This is a genomic window from Prosthecobacter fluviatilis, from assembly GCF_042655725.1.
Classification (GTDB): Bacteria; Verrucomicrobiota; Verrucomicrobiia; order Verrucomicrobiales; family Verrucomicrobiaceae; genus Prosthecobacter; species Prosthecobacter fluviatilis.
Genome location: NZ_JBHSMQ010000001.1, coordinates 503073 through 525306 on the forward strand (window position 1 = coordinate 503073; position 22234 = coordinate 525306).

The window sequence follows — 22234 nt, forward strand, 5'->3', positions numbered from 1 at the left end:
TCTTGTCAACCGGCTCCCTTATTTCTTGGCGAAGGCTTCATAAGCCTCGGCGACCTTGCCTTCCTTCTCATCGCCCTTGTGGAAGTAGAAGAGGTGGTGCAGCAGGGTGTATTCACCTTTTTTCAGCTCATAGGCGCCATCGGGGGCGTTTTTGTCCAGGGCTTTGGTGCCGAAGGGATTGGCGGTGAAGAGGCCGTAGTCACGCACGTGCCAAGGGGTGGGGAAGCGGAAGCTGGAGGGATGGTTGAACATGGCGACGCCGAGCTTCTCTCCGCCCACGGTGCCGTAGTAGTCGCACCACTTGGCGCGCTTGCCCCAGGCCTCCACGTCGGTGATGCCTTCGCTGTTGATGATGTGGCCGCTGCCCTTTTTGTTTTTCTCGATATTGACCGCCATTTCGGTGGGCACGCGGATGCTGAGACCGGCGTCCTTTTTGTCCTCAAAATTCACCGGGCCCTCGGTGGCCAGAAGAACCTGCTTGAGCTCGATGCTCCGGGTGCCTTCGCCGGCGGTGAAGATCATGGTGCGCTCTTCTTCCAGGTACTTTTTGCCGCTAGGGTCGAGGTAGTCGATGATGGAGACGAGCACGGCGGAGTCGGGCTTGGCTTCCAGTGTCTTGAATTCGCGGTGTTTCTCGCTGCCCAGTGATTTGACGCGCTCGGCGGTCTTGGCGGAGTCGCCAAAGGTGGCGCGCTCGGCCCAGGACTCGATGCCATTGATGCCTTCATGGCCAAAGCAAATGCCGCGATGGTGCGGGTGATCGTGCTGCTCGCCCTCGATCGTTATCATCGGATAGTTGCGGGTCATCTGCTTGCCGGTGGGGCCAAAGACCGGGGCGAGGTAGGGCTTGTTGGCCTGGTCCACGACGTATTCGGCAAAGACCTGTCCGTCCACCTTCACGATGGCACCGCCTGTGGCGGTCTTTTCGACAGAGAACTGGGCGGCGCTGGCGAGCGACGTGAGAAGGAAGGAGGCGAGGAGGAGTTTCATGGTGGTGGGAATGAACGTGGGGGAGATTGGAATGCTTTCGGCGGAGATCAATCCCAGCCGCGGAAGAATTCCAAGGCGGTGCGGGTGGTGTCTGCCGCCACTGTTTCGACGGACTCTCCGCGCAGGCCTGCGACAGCGCGGGCGGTGTCTGCCACGTAGGCGGGCTCGCAGCGTTTGCCGCGGTGAGGCATGGGCGCGAGGTAGGGGGCGTCGGTTTCGAGCATGTATTGCCCGGAGGGAACGGCGCGTGCGGTGTCGGCCATGAAGCCGGGGTTTTTAAAGCTGACGATGCCGGTGAAGGAGATGAGGTGGCCGCGATCGAGCAGCGGCTGCGCCTGCTCAAAGGTGCCGGTGAAGCAGTGGAAGACTCCGCGCAGCCGATCGCTAAACGGCAGCACGAGTGCGGTGAGGTCCTCCCAGCTTTCGCGGTTGTGCAGGATTACATTCAGCCGCAGTTCCGCTGCGAGTTCGAGCTGGGCTGTGAGCACACGGGCCTGGTGGGCTTTCCAGTCTGCGAGGGCAAAGCCCTCGGGCGGGGCGTGGAAGTAGTCGAGACCGATCTCGCCGATGGCGCAGACTTTGGGATGTTGGGCCAGAGTTCTGAGCTCTTCGACCCAGGCATCTCCGCTGACCGTGTCTGCATCGCAGGGATGGATGCCGACAGCCACACGCACGTCGGGTTCGTTTTCGGCCAGGGCGAGCAGCTTGCCGGCGTTTTTGAGATCCGTGGCGGGAGCCACCATGCGCGAGACGCTGGCGGCGCGTGCGCGCTCCAGAACAGCGGGAAGGTCGCCGTCGAACTGTCTGCTGCCAAGGTGGGTGTGCGTGTCGAAAAACATGGTCAGCGCCTTCGCATTTTGGGGGCGGGTGTCAAGCCTCGTGAATTACTCCTTTCCCTAGCGGCTTTGTTCGTGATACACCACGCCCATGCTCCTCCGCCGACTGCACCTGGTTTTGCTTTGTCTGCCAGCTTTTCTCCGTGCCGCGCCGGAGGATTATTTTGGCATCCGCGTCGTCGATGAACATACCGGGCGCGGGGTGCCGCTGGTCACATTGGAGACGACGAACCACATCGCGCTGACGACGGACAGCGCAGGGTGGATCGCCTTCAATGAGCCCGGGCTGATGAACCGGGCGGTGTATTTCAGTGTGCGGGGACCAGGATACACGATGCCCAAAGATGGCTTTGGCTTCACGGGCGTGCGATTGAAGCCTGTGGCTGGAAAGTCTGAGGAAGTGAAGGTGCTGAGAACCAACATCGCCGAGCGCCTGTGCCGACTGACGGGGCAGGGCATCTACCGGGACAGTGTGCTGCTGGGGCATGAGCCGCCGCTGCCCAGCCCCAATCTCTCCGCAGACGTCATGGGCCTGGACTCTGTGCAGGTGGTGCCATGGAAGGGACGCTACTTCTGGATCTTTGGCGACACGCTGCGGCCCAACTACCCGCTGGGAAATTACCACTCCACGGCTGCGTGGAGCGATGCGCCGGACAAGGGCGGGCTGGAGCCCGAGCAAGGCATCCGCTTTGAATACATCACCGATGGAAACGGGGCGGTGGCGAAGATGCTGCCAGTGGAGGAGCCGGGGGCCGTGTGGATCTTTGGCATGCACAGCGTGATGGACACGCAGGGCAAGGAGCATCTCATGGCCCACTACTCGCGCTGGAAAGACCTGGGCAAAAGGCTGGAGCACGGGCTGGCAGAGATGAATGAGGCGAGCGGGCGCTTCCGGTGTATCGCGGCGCTGGGGGATGAGTTTGAGTGGCAGCATCCGCAGAGCAATGCCGTGAGGGTGAAGGGGGAAGAAGGAGAATGGATTTACTTCTCCACACCTTTCTGCCGCACACGGGTGAAGGCGGACTATGATTCCGTGCAGAACACCTCAGCGTATGAGGCGCTGGCTTGGTCCGCTGAGCAGGGTGATTATGTCTGGCAGAAGGCGCTGGCACCCACGACGCAGAAAGACGAGGAGAAACTCATCGCAGAAAAGAAGATGCCTGCAGAAAAGGCACGCATGCAGGTGGTGGATGCACAGACGGGAAAACCGGTGCGGCTGCATGCGGGCAGCGTGCAATGGAACAAGCACCGGGAGCGCTGGGTCATGATCGCCGTGCAGCAGGAGGGCGGAGACTCCTATCTCGGCGAAGTGTGGTATGCGGAGGCCAGGCAGATCGACGGCCCCTGGCGCAAGGCGGTGAAAATAGCGACACACCCGAAGTACAGCTTCTACAATCCGAGCCATCATGCGTTCTTTGATCAGCAGGATGGCCGCTTCATTTATTTCCAGGGTACCTATGCGGAGACGTTCTCAGGCAATCCTGTGGCGACGCCGCGGTACGACTACAATCAGATTCTATACCGGCTTGATCTGGACGATGCGCGGCTCAAGGCGGCGTGGGTGGAGTAGCAGGAGTGGCGCAGGCTTGCGGAATTCGCGTTATCAAGGAATGCGCTCGCCGTGGATTTTTACTCCGGGTGAGCCTCGTGTGCACACTCCATCGAAGGTGTTGTCATCGGTCAGTCTGATCTCCCAGTCCCAGGTGTGGGTGAGAAGGTATTTTCCGGCCTTGTAGCTGAAGGTGCCCGTGTCTTTCCAGTAGTTATAGGTGTAGTCCTTGTTGAAGGTCATTTCCATCTTGAGGTCGTTGCTCTGAGTGGTGTTCCATTTGCCCACGATCTTGAGAGGCCCGTTTGGAAGCGGCTTGAGCCGGTCCTGCCTGGCTTTGACGACTTGGGCATCTTCAATTCTGCCTTCCTTGGTCAACTTAGCGATCAGCGGATCTAGCACCCTGGAGTAGGCATCTTTCAGTGGCTGCAGCCTGCGCTCTTTTTCCTGAGACAGCTTGCTCACTGCGGCGCGGTAGCTGCTGCGCAGCTTCTTCAGGCTATCCTGAGTGCCGGCGTCATCCGTTGCTGGCACGGACTTCGTTGCGGTGACTGACTCGACCTCTGCCTTGTAGGCGAGCGCTTCATCCAGCTTGCCTGACTTCTGTGCAGACGCGCGCGTGTTTTCGATGGTGGCCAGATACTTCGCCCTCAGGTCAGCCACCGCATTTTCATAGGGCTGGATCACTTGCGCATTTGATTTGGCGTCATAGTCAGCCTGCAGAGGGGCCAGTTCCGGCACCATCTTTTCCTGTGCTTGGGTGCTGATGAACGCAGCCGCAGATGACAGAAACAGGATGAGTGCACGAATTGATTTCATGTGGAAGTGACTTGTGGAAGTGAGCGGCTTACTTTGCGGTATAGTCTTATTGATTGCGAGATTTTTTAAGGGGGCGGCGGTTGGATCGGATCAAACGTTTGAAAAACAGGCTTTTCCTCTAGCGCCTCATTTTGATGCTTGTCGTAGCGTGACGAAATCGGCACCACGTGCGGGCTTCAAGTGGCGTGCGTCTTCGCCATGCATGGCGGCATGGATTTTCCACGGAGCATGGAGTGGCTGGCGCATGTCGGCAGATTTGGCCTGGGCATGCTGACATGGCTGGGGCAGCTGACAGCGCTGATGGGAGAGCTGGGCGTCGGGCTGCGCAGCGGTGTGTGGAGGCTCAGGCTGGTGGCACAGCAGATCGTTGCCATTGGCTATGGCTCGCAGCTGGTGGTGGTGGTCACGGGAGCTTTCACAGGCGCGGTGTTTGCCTTCCAGTCGTATGCGAAGTTCAAGGAGTTTGGCATCGAGACGACCGTGGGTGCCATTGTCTCTGTGGCGCTCTGCCGCGAGCTGGGGCCGGTGCTGGCAGGATTGATGGTGGCCGGGCGTGTGGGGGCTGCGATGGCGGCGGACATCGGCACGATGAAAGTGACCGAGCAGATCGACGCGCTGCGCGTGATGGGAGTGCACCCTGTGGACTACCTGGTGCTGCCACGCTTTCTGGCCATGTGCATCTCCATGCCGCTGCTGGTGGCGGAGAGCATCTCTTTCGGGCTCATGGCCTCCTATGGGCTCATTGTGTATGGCTTTGATGTGCCGGGCAGCTGGTTCTGGCGGCATGTGGTGGAACATACCGAGGTCATGGATGTGGGCATCGGCATGATCAAAGGCCTGGTCTTTGGCGTCATCATCACGCTGATCAGCTGTCACCAAGGACTGGGGGCGGAAAATGGCGCGGTGGGTGTCGGTCTGGGGACCACACGGGCGGTGGTTTATTCATCCTTGGCGATTCTGATCTCGAATTTCTTTCTGACCATCGCGCTGAATTACGTTTCGCCCATGGGGTCAGGGACTTGAGGATTGGACCGGGAGCCTGCTCAAGGCTTCGAGTCCGCAGCTTCCTGCGTTTTGATCCACTGGATGCCTTGTGGAATGCCTGCATTCAGCATGGAGTCGTAGTGATCGCCTGTGGGCACTTCGACATGTTTGACTGTCTTGCCTGTCTTTTGCAGTCGTTCAACATAGGCATTGATGCTGGCAGGTGGGATCTTGGAATCATCCAGCGCATTGAAGAGCAGGACCGGGCAGTGAATTTGCTCCGCATTCCGAAAGGGTGAGTTTTCTTCCACAAATTTGCGAAATCCGGGGACGCCGGTGTCGAGTTGAGAGATCACTTTGTCACCGTAGCGTTGCTCCAGATCGGTGGCTGGTGCATAGGCGATGCAGCCGCGTATGGAAGGTAGTTTTTGAGCGAGATTCAATGCCACGACACCGGCGGAGCTGTGACCGACGGCATAGACTGGAGAGCCGCTGAGAAAGGGATGTTTTTCTTTGGCCAGTTGCAGCGCCGCAGAGGCGTCTTTGAGGCCGCCCTGACTTTGAATGAAAGAGGTGATTGATTTGACGACACCTGCATCGGTCACTGGATCATCAGGCCATGGGCCACTCAGACTGTAGGCCACGACGGCAAACCCAGCCTTCACATAGGGCAGATGCTCGGGTACATCGCCATCTCCCAGATCCATGCCATGAAACATGCGCGTGCCGGCCGCTGCGATCAGGATACAGGGAATGGGGGCTTCCTTTACGGTGGAGGAATGATAGACCCACACCTGATTGCCGTTTTCTGTGATCTTATACTCCTTCCGAATGATGTCCGCAGGAATAATAGACCCGGTTTCAGATGCCGATATTAATGATGTAAGGAGAAAAGCGGACAGTCCGGACAAAATAAGTTTCATGCCATCTGAGGCTAATTGGCTGGCAGAGAGGATACAATGTCAAAAATGGGGAAGATGCTTCTGCCTTGCTCTTTTCAGCCCGTCCCGATAGCCTCGCCCGGAAATTCAACCAACCAACCCAACCATCCCATGTCTGCTAATCTCGCTGAACTGCTCGGTACGATGATATTGGTGCTCCTCGGCGACGGCGTCGTCGCCAATGTGGTGCTCAAGCAAACTAAAGGTAATAATGCCGGCTGGATTGTGATTACTGCAGGTTGGGCATTTGCCGTGGCGATAGCGGTTTACTGCGTGAACTCCATCAGCGGCGCACATTTGAATCCCGCCGTGACTCTTGGGCTGGCGGCAATCGGCAAATTTAGCTGGGCACTGGTCCCTGGTTATATCTTTGCGCAGATGGTGGGTGGCTTCCTGGGCGGCATTCTCGTCTGGCTGGCCTACCTGCCGCACTGGCCAGCCACCCAGTCCCAGGGGGACAAGCTGGCGGTCTTCAGCACCGGCCCTGCGATCCGTCATACGGTTGGAAATGTGATCTGCGAAGTGATTGGCACCGCCATGCTGATGCTCGGCATCCTGGCCATCCTTTCCCCAGCCAATCTGGTGCCGAATTCCGGCTTCGACAAAGGCCTGGCTCCTGCGCTTGTCGGCCTGCTGGTGGGCTCCATCGGCCTCTCGCTGGGTGGCCCTACGGGATACTCTCTCAATCCCGCACGCGACCTCGGCCCGCGGATCGCCCACTTTGTGCTGCCTATTCCCGGCAAAGGCGGCTCCGACTGGGGCTATGCTTGGATTCCCGTGGTAGGGCCGATCATTGGTGGGGTGGTGGGTGCCTTGGTTTACAAGGCGCTGTGGGCGGCTGCGTGACGGCCTGCAAGGAGTTTGAGACGAAATCGAAGCTTTCAGCCCCAGGCTGAAAGCAAAGAAACCCTCAGCATCTTCGAGATGCTTTGCTGGGTTCTGGGCGTTTTTATTTCAGAATGCCTGCGCATTAATAAATCACTTCGGCGTGTGCGGCACGAGAACGTCGGGTGACTCATTTGCCTGGCGTGTGCGCTTGGCCGTTTCACGAGCAAATTGCTCCTGGGAGCGGCGTGCCTTGGCGGCGGTGATGTTGGGCAGGTGCCATGTGCCGTCGGCTTTAAGAACTCGTCCGCGGGCGGTGTCGGCAAAGTGCACCTCCAGGATGTGCTGCAGGCGTTTGCGAGCTTCCTTGTCTTCGACAGGGGTGAGGAGCTCGACGCGCTTGGAGAGGTTCCGGTTCATGAAGTCCGCGCTGGCGATGAAGACGGCGGGCTTGCCCCCCTGGCGGAACCAGAAGATGCGGGCGTGTTCGAGATAGCGGTCGATGATGCTGACGACGCTGATGTTTTCACTGATGCCCTTGATGCCGGGGCGCAGGCAGCAGATGCCGCGCACATTGAGGCGGATCTTCACGCCAGCCTGGGAGGCTTCGTAGAGCGCCGTGATCATCTGGCGGTCTTCGAGGGCGTTCATCTTGAGCATGATCTCTGCGGCTTCGCCCTGGCGGGCACGCTCAGTCTCGCTGCGGATCATGGAGAGCAGTCTCTCGCGCAGGCCGTAGGGAGCCATGCTGAGCTTGCTGAAATGAACGAAGCGCGAGCGACCGGTGACGGTGTTGAAGAATGCGGAGGCGTCCGCGCCGTAATCGGCACGGCATGTGAGCAGGCTTATGTCGGTGTAGAGCTTTGAGGTGGCCTCGTTGTAGTTGCCGGTGCCGAAGTGCATGTAGCGGGTCATGTGGCCGGATTCGCGGCGCATGACGAGGCAGACCTTGGCGTGTGTCTTCAGGCCCGCGACACCGTAGATGATCTGTGCGCCTGCATTGATGAGTTCGGCGGCACGCTCGAGGTTGCGGGCTTCATCGAAGCGGGCCTTGAGTTCGACGAGCACGGTGACATGCTTGCCTGCCTGAGCGGCGCGGATGAGCGCGGAGATGATGCGGCTGTTCTTGGCGGTGCGGTAGAGGATCTGCTTGATGGCGATGACGTTTGGATCGGCGGCGGCCTCTTCCACGAGAGCCAGGACGGGGTCGAAGCTCTCATAGGGATGATGCAGCAGGATGTCTCCGCGTTTGATCGCGTCGAAGATGCTTTCGCCCGGGGTGATGGCGGTGGTGGGGAGGCTGTCCCAAGGGTCGACCTTGAGCTCTTCAAAACCGGAGATGCCGGCGATCTGAAAGTAGGCGCGGAGATCGAGCTCTCCGGGAATGTCGTAAATCTGCGCTGAGCGTGCACCGCAGAGATCGCGGATGATGCGGGTGTGCTCACGCGAGGCGCCGGTTTCGATTTCGATGCGGATGGCGGGGCTTTTGAGGCGTTTTTCGAGCACCTGCTCCATTTCGCTGGCGAGGTCGAAGGCGCTCTCGTCGTCGACGGTGATGTCCGTGTTGCGGCTGACGCGGAAGCGTGCAGGTGAGGAGACTTTTTCCGCCGGGAAAAACTCGCCAATGAACAGGGTGACGACATCCTCAAGGTTCACGTAGAGGTGCTGGCCGCCCTCAGGATCAGGGACGATGACATGCCTTGGCAGATTGGCTGGCAGAGGCAGGAGCACATGGCGCTTCTCCGACTGCCCGTTGTCTCCGCCGGTGACGGTGCAAAGAAGAACGATGCTGAGTGCGGGGATGGCTGCGCGTGCGCCGGAGTCATCCACGACCACCGGGGACAGCACAGGGAAGATGTGCTCGTCAAAATACTCGCGCAGCAGGGTGCGCTGGGCGGGGGAGAGATCGGTGTTCAGGAGGCGACGGATGCCTTTTTCCTTCATCAGCGGCACAAGCTGCTGCTGCAGGATGTCATACTGGCGCGCCACGAAGGCGGCAGCCTGCTGGTGCACCTGCTCCCATTGCTGGGTGGGGGTGAGGCCGGCATTGTCTCGCATGCGCAGTCCCTGCTCGCGCAAAAACTGCAGGCCGCCGATGCGGACCATGAAAAACTCATCGAGGTTTGAGGCGGTGATGGCAAGAAACTTGACCCGTTCAAGCACGGGCAGGTCCGTGCGCGCGACCTCGTCGAGGACGCGGGAATTGAATGAGAGCCAGCTTAGCTCACGGTTGATGAAATGTTCCTCGGTCAGTCGCAGCTGCGGCAGTGCGGGTGGGGTCTCAGGATTTGGCGAGGATGATGTCATAACCGTAAATTTCGCGGAAGAGGTCGCATTTCATGTCGATGGCGATCTGCTCGACCGTGGTGTCATCCGCCCCCTGGGTCAGCACGTTCAGCCGTGTGCCTTCGGGGCGGAGCTGGATGGATTTGATGCGCTGCGCATGGCTGCGGTCCAGGGCGTCTGCGAGGCGAAGCAGCGCAGCGAGCTTGAGGACGATCATGCGCTCTTCGCGTGAGAGATCGGAGAAGTGGGGGTGATTGGGCTCGGGATTGTAGCGGCGATGATAGCGTGCGAGCAGTGCGACCATGACGCGGTCATGCGAACTGAGACCGAAAATCTCGGTGTGCATGAGAATGTAGAGGCTGTGCTTGTGATGCTCGCGCGGGCTGATGAACATGCCGACCTCGTGGAGCGTGGCGGCGATGCGGAGGACAAGCTCGTACTTGGCGTCTAGTCCATGCAGGTGCTGCAGCTCACGGAAGAGCTGGCGGCAAAAGCCGGCGACGTGGTCGGCGTGCTTGCGGTCGGTTTTGTAGCGCATTCCGATCTCGCAGGCGGCCTGCATGACCTCCTCCTGGAAAATGGCGGTGCGGGAGCCGGAGGTCATGAGGTCGAGCATGAGCTCGAGCTGGAAGTCGCCTTCAGGCACCCAGAGAGAGTCGTCGCCGAAACGGCGTGCGAGCGCCAGATTGGTCTGCAGGGCGGGGATGATGCCTTCGCCGCCCGTGTAGTGGACGTGCAGCTCGCGAACGAGCTCGTCAGGACTCAGGCGGGCCAGCTTGTCGGTGAGGCGTGCGAGATCATCCTCCAGCACGCGATGGGCGCCGTGGCGTGCTTTGCCGAGGCGAGGGGCCACGCTTTGGATTTCTGCGCCAATGGCGACATGATGGTCGATTTTTGCATCGGAATAATCCTGAGCCAGGTGATCCACGACACCGCGGATGTGCTCCTCCAGATGGACCATCTGCTGGCGTGCCTCGTCATCCGGTGTGGAGACAGCCTCGCGTGCGCGGAAGATGCCGAGGCGGTAGTTGCTGTAGGCGGCGAGGCGACCCTGCTGGAAATAGATGGCGCGGGTGTTTCCCGGGCCGATGTGCGAGACGAAGGTGTTTCCCCGGGCAAGAAGAGGGTTCTTCAGGAGCATGCGCTGCGCGATCTGATAGACGAGGCGAGTCATGTTGCCGTCGTCGATGAGGCTTGGGGCCACCCCGCTGTGAACCTGCAGACGGTTCAGGAAAATCTCGTGATTGACGGCCTCCGCGAGGATGTTGGAAGTGAAGAGCCGCAGCTGCGAAGACGGGATGCCGTATTCGCGCATGGTCTGGAGGTAATCGCGGAGAATGGCCGCAGCCTGGTCGACAGTGTTACGTGAGATGCTGCGGGCGCGGAAAATGTCGCGCGCGACGGGCAGCGGCCGGTCCAGGCTTTCGATGCGGGTGAACTGGCCGTTGTCATCCTTCCTGCCGATGACGAGCGAGACGGAAGCTGCGCCAACGTAAATAACGGCATGCTCTGGCGGCGGTTTGAGCGAGGCAGGTTGAGTCACGTCACTCATGAAATGGATCTGTGATGAAGCATGCAGTCATGGTTATTTTGCGGTGCTTCGCATCCAGGCCACCGCACCGACGGTCACGGCCTGGCCGCCGAGCTTGGCAAGCGAGTATTTGACGCCACGGGCAAGCTCCGGGATGGCGTAGTGCTCGACCTCCTCCTTGAGCAGGTTCATGTAGAGGTCCGGCAGTTCCTCGACGAGGCCGCCACCGAGGGTGATGCGATCTGGAGCGAGGAGATTGACAACGGTGGCAACGCCCATCCCAAGGTAGCGGATGGAGTTGCGGAACATGATCATGGCGGCATCTTCACCGCTGCGGAAGGCGTTTGCGAGCGCTTTGCTGCGGATGTTGCGGAGGGAGCCCTCGGTCTTTTTGTCGAGGTCGGGAAGCTGGCCGCGATAACAGGCCAGGCCGGCCTGTGAAGCAAGGGCGAGACGGCTGGTGAGGTCTTCGAGCGTGACGGTGCCAAACACCGGGCTGCCGATGTGTGTGCCGGGCAGCAGCAGATTGCCGAGCTCCATGGCGGATATGGAGCGGCCCATGACAATCTGGCCGTTGTAGACGAATCCCGCACCCACGCCGGTGCCTGGAAAGACGCCCAGCAGGGAGCGGGCGCCTTTGCCTGCGCCAAGCACATACTCGCCGTAGGTTCCGGCATCGACATCGTTGAGCACGGCAATCGGGCATTTGAACTGGTTCTGCAGCAGCTTGCGCAGCGCCATGTTCGTCCAGCCCAGGTTGGGGGCAAAAATGAGAATGCCCTTGTCAGGATTGACCAGGCCAGGGCAGCCAATGCCGATGCCCTGCAGGCCTTTGGGGTCCACGCCGGCTTCTGCGATGGCCTCATGGATGGCCTTGATGATCTTGTTGCGTCCTTTGGCCGCGCCGTCGGAGCCGTTGGTGGATTTGCGAGCGGAGCCGAGAACGTTGTAATTCGCATCGAGCACGGAGGCCATCATCTTTGTGCCGCCGAGATCAAAGCCGATCCAGAAGGGCACATTGCGCAATTGTTTGGACGGCTTCTTGGGCGCAGATTTGGTTTTCGCTTTGTTTGCGGGCATGGCGTGGGAAGGACTCCGTCAAGACACACGGGCTTCCGCGTACGGGCAAGTGACAATGTGTGCCGCCAGCCTGTTACTTTGCCCAATGTCTTGAAGCAAATTTCAGGTACTGCGTCCAGTCATAGTCGGTGACGTCGTGCTTGCCGGTGCGGTTGTGGTAGCCGATGAAATCGCCCACAGGGGTGTCGATGGCGGGTTGTGCGTCCACGACGACCCCTTGTTTGCCAAAGAGGGCGTAAACCGGGCTGGCATGCCTGCCGGAGAGGAACTCGCCCTTTTGGTCCGCCCAGTGGTCTTCGGCAGCGCTGGCGATGTAAATGGGACGTGGTGCGGCCAGGGCTATGAGCATGTGCATATCCACTGGGCATGAGGCGGCATTGCCGGCATAGCGCGCGTAGTTTGGGGTGAACCAGTGCGGGAAGGCCTTGGTGATGATGGCGGTGGTTTCGCCATAGTCGCGTCGCATGAGGGCTGCACCGCCTTCGCCGGAGTCGTTGGAGATGACGATGCCGAACCGCTCATCCTGCGCACCTGCCCAGAGGGAGGTCTTGCCCAGGCGTGAATGGCCGATGACGGCGAGATGCTTGCCGTCGATCTGTGGGTCGGTCTGCAGATAGTCGGCGATGCGGCTGAGGCCCCAGGACCACGCGCCAATGGCACCCCATTCACCTTCTTTCCAGACGGTGTCAGCACCGTCCTTGCTCGCGGCTGCACGCAGCCCCTCTTTCCAGCCATCTGCGTGGTCAGGTTCAATATCGCCGTAGTAGGCGGTGGCGACTGCAAAGCCCTGCTTGAGGATCATCTGGAGAGGCCAGCGGCTGCTTTCCGTGCCTCGGGTGGCTTCCGTGGCGCGATGATCGACGATGTGCTTCTCCTTGCTTTCGCGCATCCAGCGGGTGCTGAGCGGTACATCGGGTTCGGTGCTCACGGCATGATTGCCGCCAAAGCTGAGGCCGACGAAGCAGGGTGCAGATTTGACCGCATTCGGCGTGTAGAGCATCACATCCATGCCGGGCCATGCAGGGCGGGAGGGCAGCGAGATGTGGATAAATTTGCGTGTCGCGAGGCCGCCCAGCGCGTCTGCTTTGGTCGCGGTGACTTCAAATTTGGGGGAGCCAACATCGGAGGGTGTTTTGCCATAGACGTGGTCTTCAAAAAGCTGGAGAATCTCGGCGCGGCGCTTGCCTTTCCAGTCGTCGGCGGTGGTCAGTTTCAAGTCGGGCAGAGGGGCGTTGCCGACTTTGGCTTCGTCATAGTTGACGCCTGGGCGGGGAGTCTGTGCCAGGGCTGAGGCAGCGAGCAGAAGAAAGAGTGGGGTGCGCATGATTGGGTGACAATGAACGTGTCGAGGCGACCGAATTGTGCGTGCCTTTGCCGTTCGGGAGCTGTTTGATTGCGGGAATTTATGAATTCCTACCCTGAGCCTCCACCACAGCCTGGATCGAAGCCTGAGCCCACCGTGAGCCACCCGAAGCCGGGGGCGGTGCTGGCTTTGTGTGCGATCATCGCATGCGTGGTGTTTGTGGTGCGCATGCAGTCTGCCCACAGGGCTGGGGGCGGAGAAGAGGTGCGCCCGAACCGCGTTCTGGAGCTGATGGCACGCTATGCGGTGGGCGTGAAAGAACTGCTGCAACTCTCCGGGAATGGCGGGAGATCTGCCGGGGCGGGGGCTTCTGCCGGGGCATCGCAGGCCATGCTTGTTGAAGTGAAAAAGCTCTGCCGCTCGTCTGAGGATGAGCTGCGACGGGTTATTTTGGAAGGCTGGCTTGGAGATGCCTGGCCTGACGAAGCCGCTCTGGATGCGCTGGCTGCCAGGAACGAGGGGTTGCGGGAGGATGTGAGGACGCTGCGCCAGCTCAGGGCGCTGCGCGGAAAGGTGGCGGACGAGGCGTGGGAAAAACTGCATGGAAGGCATGGCTGGCTGGCTGATCTGGCGCGCGCGCAGGCAGCAGGAGACGGCGTGGCCATGAAAAACGTGGCGCAGGCAGGGCTGAAGACGGCTGTGTTTCTGATGTGTGCCAGCTTTGTCGGGCTTGTGGCGGTGGTGGGAGGAATGGGGGTGCTGCTGCTGGCTTTTGTGCGCTGGCGTGACGGCAAACTCAGTGTGACGCTGGCCATGCGCAGCCAGGCGGAGGGCGGTGTCCTGCTGGAGGGGTTTGCGATTTTTTTGGCGCTGTTTTTGTTTCCTGCGTGGCTGCTGCGCCGGTTTTCGATGCCGCTGCCAGGCTGGGCGGCTTACGGGCCTGCAGTGGTCGCCCTGGCCGTGGGCATGATGTGGCCGCTTTGGCGTGGCATGCAGCGCTCTCAGTGGCGTGAAGCGCTGGGGCTGCACCGCGGACATGGGCTGTGGCGGGAGATGGGCGCGGGAGTGCTGGGCTGGCTGGCTTCGCTGCCCATGCTGGTCCTGGGAATGGTCGCTGCCTCGTGGATCATGAAACTCACGGGGGAGTTTCCCACTCACCCGATTGTGGATGCCTTTGCCGGCAGCGGGTGGATGAGGCTAGGCGCTATTTTGCTGGCTGTGGTGTGGGCTCCGGTCTCAGAGGAAATCATGTTCCGGGGGCTGCTGTTTCCCGCGTTGTCCGCATGGCTGCGCTGGCTGATGGGGGTAGTGCTGAGTGCCTTTGTCTTTGCTGTGATCCATCCGCAGGGCTGGGCAGGGGTGCCGGCAATCATGATGCTGGCGGGCTCCTTTTCTCTGCTGCGCCTGTGGCGGCGGAGCCTGATAGCGCCCATGACGGCACACGCGTTGAACAATGGCGTGATGTGTGTGGCGATGCTGCTGCTATGGTGAGAAAAAGCCGGGGGTGGCGAGGCAAGGCAGGACTGCGCAGGCACAAAAAAACCGGGCTGATTTCTCAGCCCGGTTTTGGAGTTAACAGGGGTTTTACCAGCCTGCTGAATTAGTGCTCGTAGCCAGACTCACCGTGTTCGGCGAGGTCAAGGCCCAGGCTTTCCACTTCAGGCTCAGGACGAAGACCGACAACGATCTTGACGATGATGGTGATGACCAGCGTGGCGGCGATGCTCCAGGCGATCGTCAGGCCAGCGGCTTTCAGCTGGTTCATCAGGAGGCCGTCCTTGAGGCCGGCGACAACGGAGTTGGCTTTCTCATCAGCAAACACACCCGTGAGGATGGCACCCATCGTTCCGCCAACGCCATGCACACCGAAGGTGTCCAGAGCGTCGTCGTAACCGAGAAGGTTCTTCAGGTAGGCGACAGCAAGGAAGGGGACGATGCCAGCAGCCACACCCATGATCATGGCGGAGTTGGCTGTGACGAAGCCTGCGGCAGGGGTGATCACCACCAAGCCAGCCACGATGCCGGAGCAGAAGCCGAGGACGGAAGGCTTGCCTTTGAGGATCCACTCAGTGACGGCCCAGACAAAGCCAGCGGTGGCGGCGGCGAGTGTGGTGGTCATGAACGCGTTTGAAGCGATGCCATCAGCACCCAGGGCGGAACCCGCATTGAAGCCATACCAGCCGACCCAGAGCATGCCGGTGCCGACTGCGCAAAGAACCATGCTGTGCGGAGCCATCGGCTCCTTGCCAAAACCTTTGCGTCTGCCAAGCAGAAGGCAGAGCACCAAGGCGCTCCAGCCAGAGGTCATGTGAACGACCGTGCCGCCTGCGAAGTCGATGGCCTTGATCGTTGCGCCCGGGTTAAGCGGGCCGCACATGAAACCAGTCGTGCTCCACACCATGTGGGCGAAGGGGAAGTAAACGGCGAACATCCAGAGGGTCACGAAAACCAGCACTGCGATGAACTTCATGCGCTCGGCGATGGCGCCGATGATGAGAGCGGGGGTGATGATGGCGAAGCTCAGCTGGAACATGGCCCACATGGCGTCAGAGATCCACCAGTAGCCTGCACCGGAGGCGTAGGGAGACACGCCTTCGAGCATTTTCATGGAGAAGTCACCGATGAAGGCATTGCCAGCACCGAAGGAGAGGCTGTAACCACAGGCCCACCAGAGAATGGTGACCAGACCGGCGATGCCCATGCACTGGGCAATGACGGAGAGGACGTTCTTTTTGCGGACCAGGCCGCCGTAGAACAGGAAGAGGCCGGGGAGGGTCATGAAAATGACCAGTGCGGTGCTGGTCATCTGCCAGGCATTGTGGCCGGGGCCAGGGCCTGCGATATTGGACTTCCACGTTGTGTCACCATCTTTGCCAGCCTGCCCGTTGGTCACGTACTTTTCGAGGTCGAAAACACGTTGCTCAAGGGTGGGGGCGGCAGGCTCAGCAGCAGCTGCGGGAGCCGGAGCCGCTGCTGGAGCGGCGGCCGGGGCTGGGGCGGCAGCAGGTGCCGGTTCAGCAGTCTGACCTCGGGCTTCGCCGGGGTTGAATGCGAGTGTGGTGAGGGCAACTACCGCAGCAATTGCCATGCTGCGCCAGGTTCGAGTGTGGTTGAGTTTCAGCATAAGTCAGGATGTGGAATTTAGCTCCAATCCCATCTCAAGCATGGCCCGTGCCAACTCCGTTTTGTTTTCCTGGCAAAGCTATTTCAAATCTGCCCGGTGCGTAGCTCCAGGCCGGTCTCGAAAATAAAAAAAGCGGGTGGAGAACCACCCGCTCTGAAGGAGAACGCTGACTGCAACCGGCCGGTTTACTTGGCGAAGGGGCTGAGGACGATCTTTTTGAAGTCTTCAGCCAGCTTGGAGATGGCATCCTTGGGGCCCGTGAGCTTCACAAAGATGTTGGACTCCCCGGCGGGAACAATGGCGGCGATGAGCGTGTAGTTCTCACGCGGGGTCTTCGCACCCATGGGAGGCCCGTCGTTGTAAGTGCCGGTGGCGGTCACCAGGGTGATCTTTTTGTCTCCGGCGGCAAGCTCTTCACGCTTTGATTCAGGAGTGCCCTGAAACTGGCCCAGCCAGCGTTTCACATTGGCTTCAATGTCGCCACCGCCACCAGGGCCGGGAAAGCTGTAAAACACAGCTTCAACGGGCTTTTCGGCACCTTCGACTTTGGCCGAGAGCGTCCCTGCGCGGAACATGCCGGTGCTCTGGATTTCAGCCCATGGGGTGGCAAACTTGAAGGCAAGGCCGTTGACTTCGAGCTTGCCCTCTTCGCCACGGACGGCGGAAGTGAGCGAAAGCAAGGCGATGAGCGCGGGGATGAGGAGGTGCTTCATGAGGTGGTGGGGTGGAGAGATTGCATACTACTTGGTGACGTGCATCACGCCACGCATGAGGAGCCAGTGGCCAGGGAAGGTGCACATGTAGGGGTAGTCACCCGGCTCTGCTGGCGCGGTGAATTCGATCGTCTCGCTCTGGTTCGGCTGGACGAGCTTGGTGTTGATGACGATGTCTGCCTTGGCTGCCTCAGGGATGTAGCTTTTGGCCATGCCCTGGGGGTCTGCCAGCATGGCGTTGGCAAGCTGGCCAACGGCGTCGAGCTTGCCGGGCTTGAGCAGAAGAAAGTTGTGCGGCTGGGGGGCGATGCTGCCAGTGTTGTTGAGCGTGAGCTTCACCTTCTGTCCTGCAGTGACGCTGAGTTCGGTCTTGTCGTACCCCAGCGGATTTTTGGCGTCCGGCTTGAGCTCGATGGTGGCGACGCCGGCATCCTGGGCGAGGCTGGAGAGTCCGAAGGTGGCGATGGAGAGGAGAAGGAGATGATGGATCTTCATTTTTTTGTAGGGGGATATTTTGCGGGGGGGAAGCTTAATCGGGCCTTGGCGTTCCGCAATTTCAACTAATTTTCTTGGCGTGCCAAAGTCCGGAAGGTGCAGTCTGGCACGAAAGTTTCTTGCCCTGGCTGGCGTAGTCACAATGTATATCCCCTCAATATCATGAACGAGTTCCGTGAAACCTCCCTCGCCGCCCACTCGCTCAGCCGCCGCCAGATTTTGCGGGGGCTGGGAACGATGATCTCGCTGCCGTTTCTGGAATCGTTTGGAGCACGCGCCTTTGCTGCGACGAAGCCAGCGGCCAAGCCAATTCGTGCCGCATGGATGTACATTCCCAACGGGGTGAACGTGGAGCAGTGGATGCCGACGGGGGAAGGGACCAGCTATGAACTCTCGCCTTCTTTGAAGCAGATCGAGAAGCATCGCGATGACTTTATGGTGGTCTCCGGCCTGATGCAGGACTTTGCCCGCAGCCATGGCAATGGCGGCGGTGATCACGCGCGGGCGACGGCGACTTTCCTCACCGGCTGCATGCCCAAAAAGACGGCAGGCGCAGACATTCATCTGGGCATTTCTGTGGATCAGATCGCAGCACAAAAGATCGGCCATCTTACCCGGCTGCCCTCTCTGGAACTGAGCACGGATGGGCAGCGCAGCTCGGGCAAGTGTGACTCCGGCTACTCCTGCGCCTACCAGTTTAACCTGGCATGGAAGAATGAGACCATGCCGATGGCTCCTGAAATGGACCCCCGGCTTGTGTTTGAGCGCATGTTTGGCCTGGGTGCCACGGCTGGCAAAGGGCCGGAGGCCGCGCGGGCCAAGCGGATGCAGAAAAGCATTCTCGACACGGTTTTGGACGAAGCCAAGAGCCTGCAGGGCAAGGTGAACGCCGGCGACCGGCGCAAGCTCGACGAATACTTCTCTTCGGTGCGCGACATTGAACTGCGCATTGAGCGCGCAGAGAAGTTCTCTTCGCAGATGCCGGATGTGAAAATCCCTGAAGGTATTCCGGATTCCTACGAAGAGCACATCCACATCATGTTTGACCTGATGGTGCTGGCCTTCCAGACCGACACGACGCGGCTTTCGACCTTCATGCTCGCGCATGATGGCAGCAACCGCAGCTTTCCCGAGCTCGGTGTGCCGGACGCGCATCATTCGCTTTCGCATCACCAGAGCGACCCGCAAAAACTGGCCAAGATCGCCAAGATCGACCAGTTCTACCTGCGGCAGTTCGGCTACTTCCTCGACAAGATGAAATCGATCAAGGAGGGGGACAGCACGCTTTTGGACAACTCGATGATCGTGTTTGGCGGCGGCATTGGTGACGGCAACCGTCATAATCACGACAACCTGCCGATCCTGCTGGCCGGGCGTGCGGGAGGAACCCTGACGCCGGGCAAGCGTGTGCTGCTGCCAGGCGAGACACCGATGACGAACCTGTACCTCTCCATGCTGGACCGCCTGGGTGTGCCTGCTGAAAAGGTGGGAGACAGCACGGGCAAGCTGGAAGTCAGCTAAGGGCTCCGATCTCTTGCTCCGGAAGTCATCTTTCAGCGGCCCCCGGGAATGACGGGACGCTTGATCGTGTCAGGCAGATCTGGCGAAGATTTGCGGATGCCAGGAGGTGGCATGTTGTTGTTTGAAGAAGGGGCACCTGATCTACCGCGGCTTCCGTTTTTGGAAATGCCCGGTGGGAATTCTTCTGCCTGTGCCGTTTTTGGGGCAGGCGCGCTGGCTTTGGGCGCCATGGGCAGCGAATACCAGTGCATCTGAGGCACGGCGCTGAGTTCCACCCACTGCTGTGAGCCCAGCTTTTTCCATTCCAGCTCCACCACCGCCCATACGTGGGTTTCCCAGGGCAGCCGGGTGCGCAGTTCCTCGGCAAGCGCAGAATCCTTGTCAATAAACACGGATGCCTCGAAGGAGTTGGGAGGGGCGGGCATGACGCGGAAGGCATCTTTGCGGTCCAGGTTGGGCACGCCGTCCTCAAAGAAATGACGGCGGATGATGCCGACGTGGAAGCATGCTTTGCCTGGCATGTAGGCCTGGAAGAATTTTTCCAGCATGCGGTCTTTGAATTCCACAAAGGCGACCCAGTCCACTTTGAACCCGTCTTCTTTCTCTTCGAGCATGACAGGGACGGAAAACTCCCATGTTTTGTTTTCCAGGCTGAAGATGCAGTGCTTGCCGGAACCCAGCTCGGGGTTGGGGTCCATACGGACAAACTGAATGCGGTCCACCAGGATGGGGCCGTCTGGCGCATGTGCGTAGTAGCGCTCCATGTGGGGCTTCATCAGATCAGCACCCAAGGTGTGCTTGAGCCGTTCTTCGAGTGATTTAGAGAGGAGGAATTTTTTAAGCGCCTCGGCTGCCGGGCGTGACTCGGCAGTGATGCCCTCCTCCTCGATGGTGTGAGACTGTGACAGGCTGGATGGGGACGCTGCCGGAGCCCCTGCCGTCCCACCATTCATGACTGGCTTTGCAGGCACTTCCAACAGCGGGCCTGCCGCAGGGGCTGTGGGGGGCATGGGAGCGGTGCTCGTTGCCGTGGGCGGTGTGGCTGGCTGAGGGACTGCAACCTGCTGGGCAGGGGTGGCCGACTCCACTTTGGAGGGGGCCGGTTCCTGAGGATCAAATCCGACAGTGATGGGGGCCGTCTTGTCCCGGGCTTCTGGTGCTGCTGGAGAGGGGGCCGAAGGCTTTTCAGGTGCTGCGTTGCCGCCTGCAAGCTTGGCAGGGCTGCTCGGATTGGAGCTGATGAAGGGCCTGTCAGAAATGCCAGAATCGTCCTTGGAGGCTTCTTCGGCCGCATCATGGCTGATGAGGCCTGGGATCAAATCCGGCAGGTAATCCTTCAAAAGAAAGCCGACAAGTCCAAGGAACCCGAGGAGAAAGATGGCTGCGAAGGCAAGCCTGATGAAATTGGTCCCACGTGGCGCCCTCAGGCTGGAGATGCTGCGTCCAGGCGGCACCGCTGCCACGTGCGCAGCAGGTGAGGCGTCGTTTCCAGGGGGGACGCCCAGATTGAGCGGTGGCAACCCTACAGGATGCAGAGGCTGTGTGACTGGAGAAGATGGGGCAGGGGACACATCTCTGCCTAGGAGAGAGGTTCCTTGCAGGCTGTTTAGCGCTCCGGGCATGGAGCCCGAGCCACCCATGTTTGGCAGAGCTGGCGAGCCGGGAATGAAGCGCGACTGATTGGGGAGGCCCGTCCCTTGAAGTCCCGATGCGCCATCCGGAGAAGACATGGGTGCTGCTCCTTGCGGAGACGACCAAGGCATCTGGCTGGCAGGAGCGCCGAGCGTGCTGCTGAGAGGGGGCTGACCTGGGGCGCGCTTGGGCGGCAGACCGGTATTCAGACCCGGCTGGGGCATTCCCATGCCCTGCATCTCTCCCATGATTGGAGATTGGGGAGCTGGAGGCCAGGCTGGTGCAGGGGCTGGAGGTGGTGACCACTGTTGCACCGGAACTTCAGCGACCGCCGGTGCGGGTGATGTGATTGTCTGACCGCAGCTTGGACACGGACCAGTGACGCCTGCCATTTGCGCAGGGACAGTCAGGTTCGTGCGGCAGAAACCGCATTGGAACTGGATCGTGTCCTGATTCATCACATCACTTTATTATGGTCAATTTCACTAATTATCATTCAAGGATTGGTTTTGACAAATTGAAGTTGGAAAACTCTCTGAGTTCTTGGAACTTGGGCGGCGCTGAAATTTAGGAGTAGCGTATCATTCCGCCTCCGCCGCCTGTAAACGCGCCACCCAGTCGAGGGACTGTTTCAGGTTCTGCGAGCATCCAGACGCGGCGCTGTCTCTTGAGATGCAGACGGTGAAGAATCTGGCGTTTGGTGAAGATGCCGAGTCCTAAGAGCAGCAATCCTGCCGAGAGCCATAGCATGACGGTGGCGATGCTAACAGGAGCGGGGGCTGCCGGCTCTTTTGACTGAGGGCTGAACTCGGCCAGTGCCGGCCCGGTGCCCGGCTTGTCTGCAGCTTCAGTGCCCAGAGCTTTCTGCAGCCAGAACAGCCGGGTCGAAAGATGAATGGTGTAACGTCTCAACTGGTCGTGCTCATCACTCGTCTGCAGCGCCTCTTGCAGACATGCCTGGATTGTTTCGGTGAGAAACTCACTGGAGATCTGATTGTGTATGGACCTGCTGACAAACAAACGGGTCCGCCAAGGTTCCCCCAGGGGATAGATTACCAGGCAGGCATCTGAATTGAGCAAGCTTCCAGAAGCGAATTTGTCCACTTCGGCCCCCTCCGGTAGCTTCTGGTCACGCCCTGTGATCACAACGTGCAGCTTGATGCGTGCATCCTGGGCATGGAATCCGAGCAGGCGCATCATGTCATGGTTCTGGATTTCAGGGATGAGCTGATCCGGATCAATGAGGTACTCCTTGGGCAGGCTCTTTTCGCATGCAGAAAGAAACTCGGGGGTGACATCCTTGAGCGAAGCCAAGGGAGTGGGCAGCTGCCCCCGGCTGGGCTGGCTCTGCCGCTGCTGGCTGAGGATCGCCTCGGGCAGGAAAAGCCGCATGTCTTCCACCTGGAGGCGGGGGGAGATGCCGCTTTCTTTTTTGCTAAAGAAGTGATCGAGCCGCGGGCCGCTGGCCAGAGGCGTGTTGATAAGGTCGTTGATGTCTGAGACGGCTTCACCGCTTTGGGGGGGAGCCCCTGGGCTGCCAACGCCTGGAAGATTGCTGCGGAATTTCCTTAGGTCTTGCTCACTCCAGCGTGGTAGCGGCAAGAT

At 60.0% G+C, this 22234-nt stretch carries 18 protein-coding genes; 5 read left to right on the forward strand and 13 right to left on the reverse strand.

Annotation, left to right across the window (positions count from 1 at the left end; genetic code table 11):
* Positions 1 to 18 precede the first annotated feature (18 nt).
* Positions 19 to 990, reverse strand: a complete 972-nt coding sequence (locus ACFQDI_RS01870; RefSeq protein ID WP_377162807.1) for a DUF6807 domain-containing protein — start codon at positions 988 to 990, stop codon at positions 19 to 21.
* Between the two features lie 47 nt (positions 991 to 1037).
* A complete protein-coding gene (locus ACFQDI_RS01875) occupies positions 1038 to 1829 on the reverse strand; it encodes a TatD family hydrolase (protein ID WP_377162809.1) in 792 nt (263 codons plus the stop codon).
* A gap of 88 nt (positions 1830 to 1917) precedes the next feature.
* Here ACFQDI_RS01875 and ACFQDI_RS01880 point away from each other — a divergent pair, with 88 nt between their 5' ends.
* Positions 1918 to 3396, forward strand: coding sequence for a hypothetical protein (locus tag ACFQDI_RS01880; RefSeq protein WP_377162811.1), 1479 nt, complete (start codon positions 1918 to 1920; stop codon positions 3394 to 3396).
* 33 nt (positions 3397 to 3429) lie between these two features.
* Here ACFQDI_RS01880 and ACFQDI_RS01885 read toward each other — a convergent pair whose 3' ends face one another.
* Positions 3430 to 4194: a hypothetical protein gene (locus tag ACFQDI_RS01885; protein ID WP_377162813.1), complete on the reverse strand. Its 765-nt coding sequence runs from the start codon at positions 4192 to 4194 to the stop codon at positions 3430 to 3432.
* A 210-nt stretch (positions 4195 to 4404) separates the two neighbouring features.
* Between ACFQDI_RS01885 and ACFQDI_RS01890 the strand changes: the two genes are divergently transcribed.
* The gene (locus tag ACFQDI_RS01890) at positions 4405 to 5217 is read left to right on the forward strand and encodes an MlaE family ABC transporter permease (RefSeq protein ID WP_377162815.1); all 813 of its coding nucleotides are present in this window, start codon (positions 4405 to 4407) and stop codon (positions 5215 to 5217) included.
* A gap of 20 nt (positions 5218 to 5237) precedes the next feature.
* Here the strand turns inward: ACFQDI_RS01890 and ACFQDI_RS01895 are convergent, their stop codons facing one another.
* Positions 5238 to 6101: an alpha/beta hydrolase family protein gene (locus ACFQDI_RS01895; protein ID WP_377162817.1), complete on the reverse strand. Its 864-nt coding sequence runs from the start codon at positions 6099 to 6101 to the stop codon at positions 5238 to 5240.
* A 129-nt stretch (positions 6102 to 6230) separates the two neighbouring features.
* Between ACFQDI_RS01895 and ACFQDI_RS01900 the strand changes: the two genes are divergently transcribed.
* Positions 6231 to 6965, forward strand: coding sequence for an MIP/aquaporin family protein (locus ACFQDI_RS01900; RefSeq protein ID WP_377162819.1), 735 nt, complete (start codon positions 6231 to 6233; stop codon positions 6963 to 6965).
* Positions 6966 to 7097: 132 nt separating this feature from the next.
* Here the strand turns inward: ACFQDI_RS01900 and ppk1 are convergent, their stop codons facing one another.
* From ppk1 to ACFQDI_RS01920, 4 genes are all read right to left on the reverse strand, one after another.
* Positions 7098 to 9251: a polyphosphate kinase 1 gene (ppk1, locus tag ACFQDI_RS01905; protein WP_377162821.1), complete on the reverse strand. Its 2154-nt coding sequence runs from the start codon at positions 9249 to 9251 to the stop codon at positions 7098 to 7100.
* Positions 9226 to 10782: a hypothetical protein gene (locus ACFQDI_RS01910; protein WP_377162823.1), complete on the reverse strand. Its 1557-nt coding sequence runs from the start codon at positions 10780 to 10782 to the stop codon at positions 9226 to 9228. Before ACFQDI_RS01910 ends, ppk1 begins: the two co-directional genes overlap by 26 nt.
* A gap of 33 nt (positions 10783 to 10815) precedes the next feature.
* Positions 10816 to 11841, reverse strand: coding sequence for an ROK family protein (locus tag ACFQDI_RS01915; RefSeq protein WP_377162825.1), 1026 nt, complete (start codon positions 11839 to 11841; stop codon positions 10816 to 10818).
* 73 nt (positions 11842 to 11914) lie between these two features.
* A complete protein-coding gene (locus tag ACFQDI_RS01920; protein ID WP_377162827.1) occupies positions 11915 to 13165 on the reverse strand; it encodes a glucuronyl esterase domain-containing protein in 1251 nt (416 codons plus the stop codon).
* 81 nt (positions 13166 to 13246) lie between these two features.
* Between ACFQDI_RS01920 and ACFQDI_RS01925 the strand changes: the two genes are divergently transcribed.
* Positions 13247 to 14635, forward strand: coding sequence for a CPBP family intramembrane glutamic endopeptidase (locus ACFQDI_RS01925; protein ID WP_377162829.1), 1389 nt, complete (start codon positions 13247 to 13249; stop codon positions 14633 to 14635).
* 109 nt (positions 14636 to 14744) lie between these two features.
* On the opposite strand, the gene ACFQDI_RS01930 is transcribed toward ACFQDI_RS01925, so the two are convergent.
* The 3 genes from ACFQDI_RS01930 to ACFQDI_RS01940 all read right to left on the reverse strand — a co-directional run bounded on the left by ACFQDI_RS01930 (position 14745) and on the right by ACFQDI_RS01940 (position 17476).
* Positions 14745 to 16268, reverse strand: a complete 1524-nt coding sequence (locus ACFQDI_RS01930) for an ammonium transporter (protein WP_377162831.1) — start codon at positions 16266 to 16268, stop codon at positions 14745 to 14747.
* 185 nt (positions 16269 to 16453) lie between these two features.
* On the reverse strand, positions 16454 to 16981 hold the full coding sequence (locus tag ACFQDI_RS01935; RefSeq protein ID WP_377162833.1) for a hypothetical protein: 528 nt from the start codon (positions 16979 to 16981) through the stop codon (positions 16454 to 16456).
* A 27-nt stretch (positions 16982 to 17008) separates the two neighbouring features.
* Entirely contained in the window at positions 17009 to 17476 is a 468-nt protein-coding gene (locus tag ACFQDI_RS01940; RefSeq protein WP_377162835.1) for a plastocyanin/azurin family copper-binding protein, read from the reverse strand.
* A 162-nt stretch (positions 17477 to 17638) separates the two neighbouring features.
* On the opposite strand from ACFQDI_RS01940, the gene ACFQDI_RS01945 reads away from it, so the two are divergent.
* Positions 17639 to 18997: a DUF1552 domain-containing protein gene (locus ACFQDI_RS01945; RefSeq protein WP_377162837.1), complete on the forward strand. Its 1359-nt coding sequence runs from the start codon at positions 17639 to 17641 to the stop codon at positions 18995 to 18997.
* A gap of 32 nt (positions 18998 to 19029) precedes the next feature.
* Here ACFQDI_RS01945 and ACFQDI_RS01950 read toward each other — a convergent pair whose 3' ends face one another.
* Together ACFQDI_RS01950 and ACFQDI_RS01955 are read right to left on the reverse strand one after the other, a co-directional pair.
* Positions 19030 to 20517 carry a hypothetical protein gene (locus ACFQDI_RS01950; RefSeq protein WP_377162839.1) on the reverse strand — a complete coding sequence of 496 codons (1488 nt, stop codon included), beginning with the start codon at positions 20515 to 20517 and terminating at the stop codon, positions 19030 to 19032.
* A gap of 679 nt (positions 20518 to 21196) precedes the next feature.
* Entirely contained in the window at positions 21197 to 21943 is a 747-nt protein-coding gene (locus tag ACFQDI_RS01955) for a hypothetical protein (protein ID WP_377162841.1), read from the reverse strand.
* Positions 21944 to 22234: the final 291 nt, after the last annotated feature.

What these genes read in the sequence shown, in the direction of transcription:
- ACFQDI_RS01910 (WP_377162823.1), bottom strand. Translation starts at nt 10,782, where the DNA reads ATGAGTGACGTGACTCAACCTGCCTCGCTCAAACCGCCGCCAGAGCAT.
- ppk1 (WP_377162821.1), bottom strand. Translation starts at nt 9,251, where the DNA reads ATGACATCATCCTCGCCAAATCCTGAGACCCCACCCGCACTGCCGCAG.
- ACFQDI_RS01935 (WP_377162833.1), bottom strand. Translation starts at nt 16,981, where the DNA reads ATGAAGCACCTCCTCATCCCCGCGCTCATCGCCTTGCTTTCGCTCACT.
- ACFQDI_RS01945 (WP_377162837.1), top strand. Translation starts at nt 17,639, where the DNA reads ATGAACGAGTTCCGTGAAACCTCCCTCGCCGCCCACTCGCTCAGCCGC.
- ACFQDI_RS01920 (WP_377162827.1), bottom strand. Translation starts at nt 13,165, where the DNA reads ATGCGCACCCCACTCTTTCTTCTGCTCGCTGCCTCAGCCCTGGCACAG.
- ACFQDI_RS01870 (WP_377162807.1), bottom strand. Translation starts at nt 990, where the DNA reads ATGAAACTCCTCCTCGCCTCCTTCCTTCTCACGTCGCTCGCCAGCGCC.
- ACFQDI_RS01915 (WP_377162825.1), bottom strand. Translation starts at nt 11,841, where the DNA reads ATGCCCGCAAACAAAGCGAAAACCAAATCTGCGCCCAAGAAGCCGTCC.
- ACFQDI_RS01890 (WP_377162815.1), top strand. Translation starts at nt 4,405, where the DNA reads ATGGATTTTCCACGGAGCATGGAGTGGCTGGCGCATGTCGGCAGATTT.
- ACFQDI_RS01940 (WP_377162835.1), bottom strand. Translation starts at nt 17,476, where the DNA reads ATGAAGATCCATCATCTCCTTCTCCTCTCCATCGCCACCTTCGGACTC.
- ACFQDI_RS01875 (WP_377162809.1), bottom strand. Translation starts at nt 1,829, where the DNA reads ATGTTTTTCGACACGCACACCCACCTTGGCAGCAGACAGTTCGACGGC.
- ACFQDI_RS01885 (WP_377162813.1), bottom strand. Translation starts at nt 4,194, where the DNA reads ATGAAATCAATTCGTGCACTCATCCTGTTTCTGTCATCTGCGGCTGCG.
- ACFQDI_RS01930 (WP_377162831.1), bottom strand. Translation starts at nt 16,268, where the DNA reads ATGCTGAAACTCAACCACACTCGAACCTGGCGCAGCATGGCAATTGCT.
- ACFQDI_RS01925 (WP_377162829.1), top strand. Translation starts at nt 13,247, where the DNA reads ATGAATTCCTACCCTGAGCCTCCACCACAGCCTGGATCGAAGCCTGAG.
- ACFQDI_RS01880 (WP_377162811.1), top strand. Translation starts at nt 1,918, where the DNA reads ATGCTCCTCCGCCGACTGCACCTGGTTTTGCTTTGTCTGCCAGCTTTT.
- ACFQDI_RS01900 (WP_377162819.1), top strand. Translation starts at nt 6,231, where the DNA reads ATGTCTGCTAATCTCGCTGAACTGCTCGGTACGATGATATTGGTGCTC.
- ACFQDI_RS01895 (WP_377162817.1), bottom strand. Translation starts at nt 6,101, where the DNA reads ATGAAACTTATTTTGTCCGGACTGTCCGCTTTTCTCCTTACATCATTA.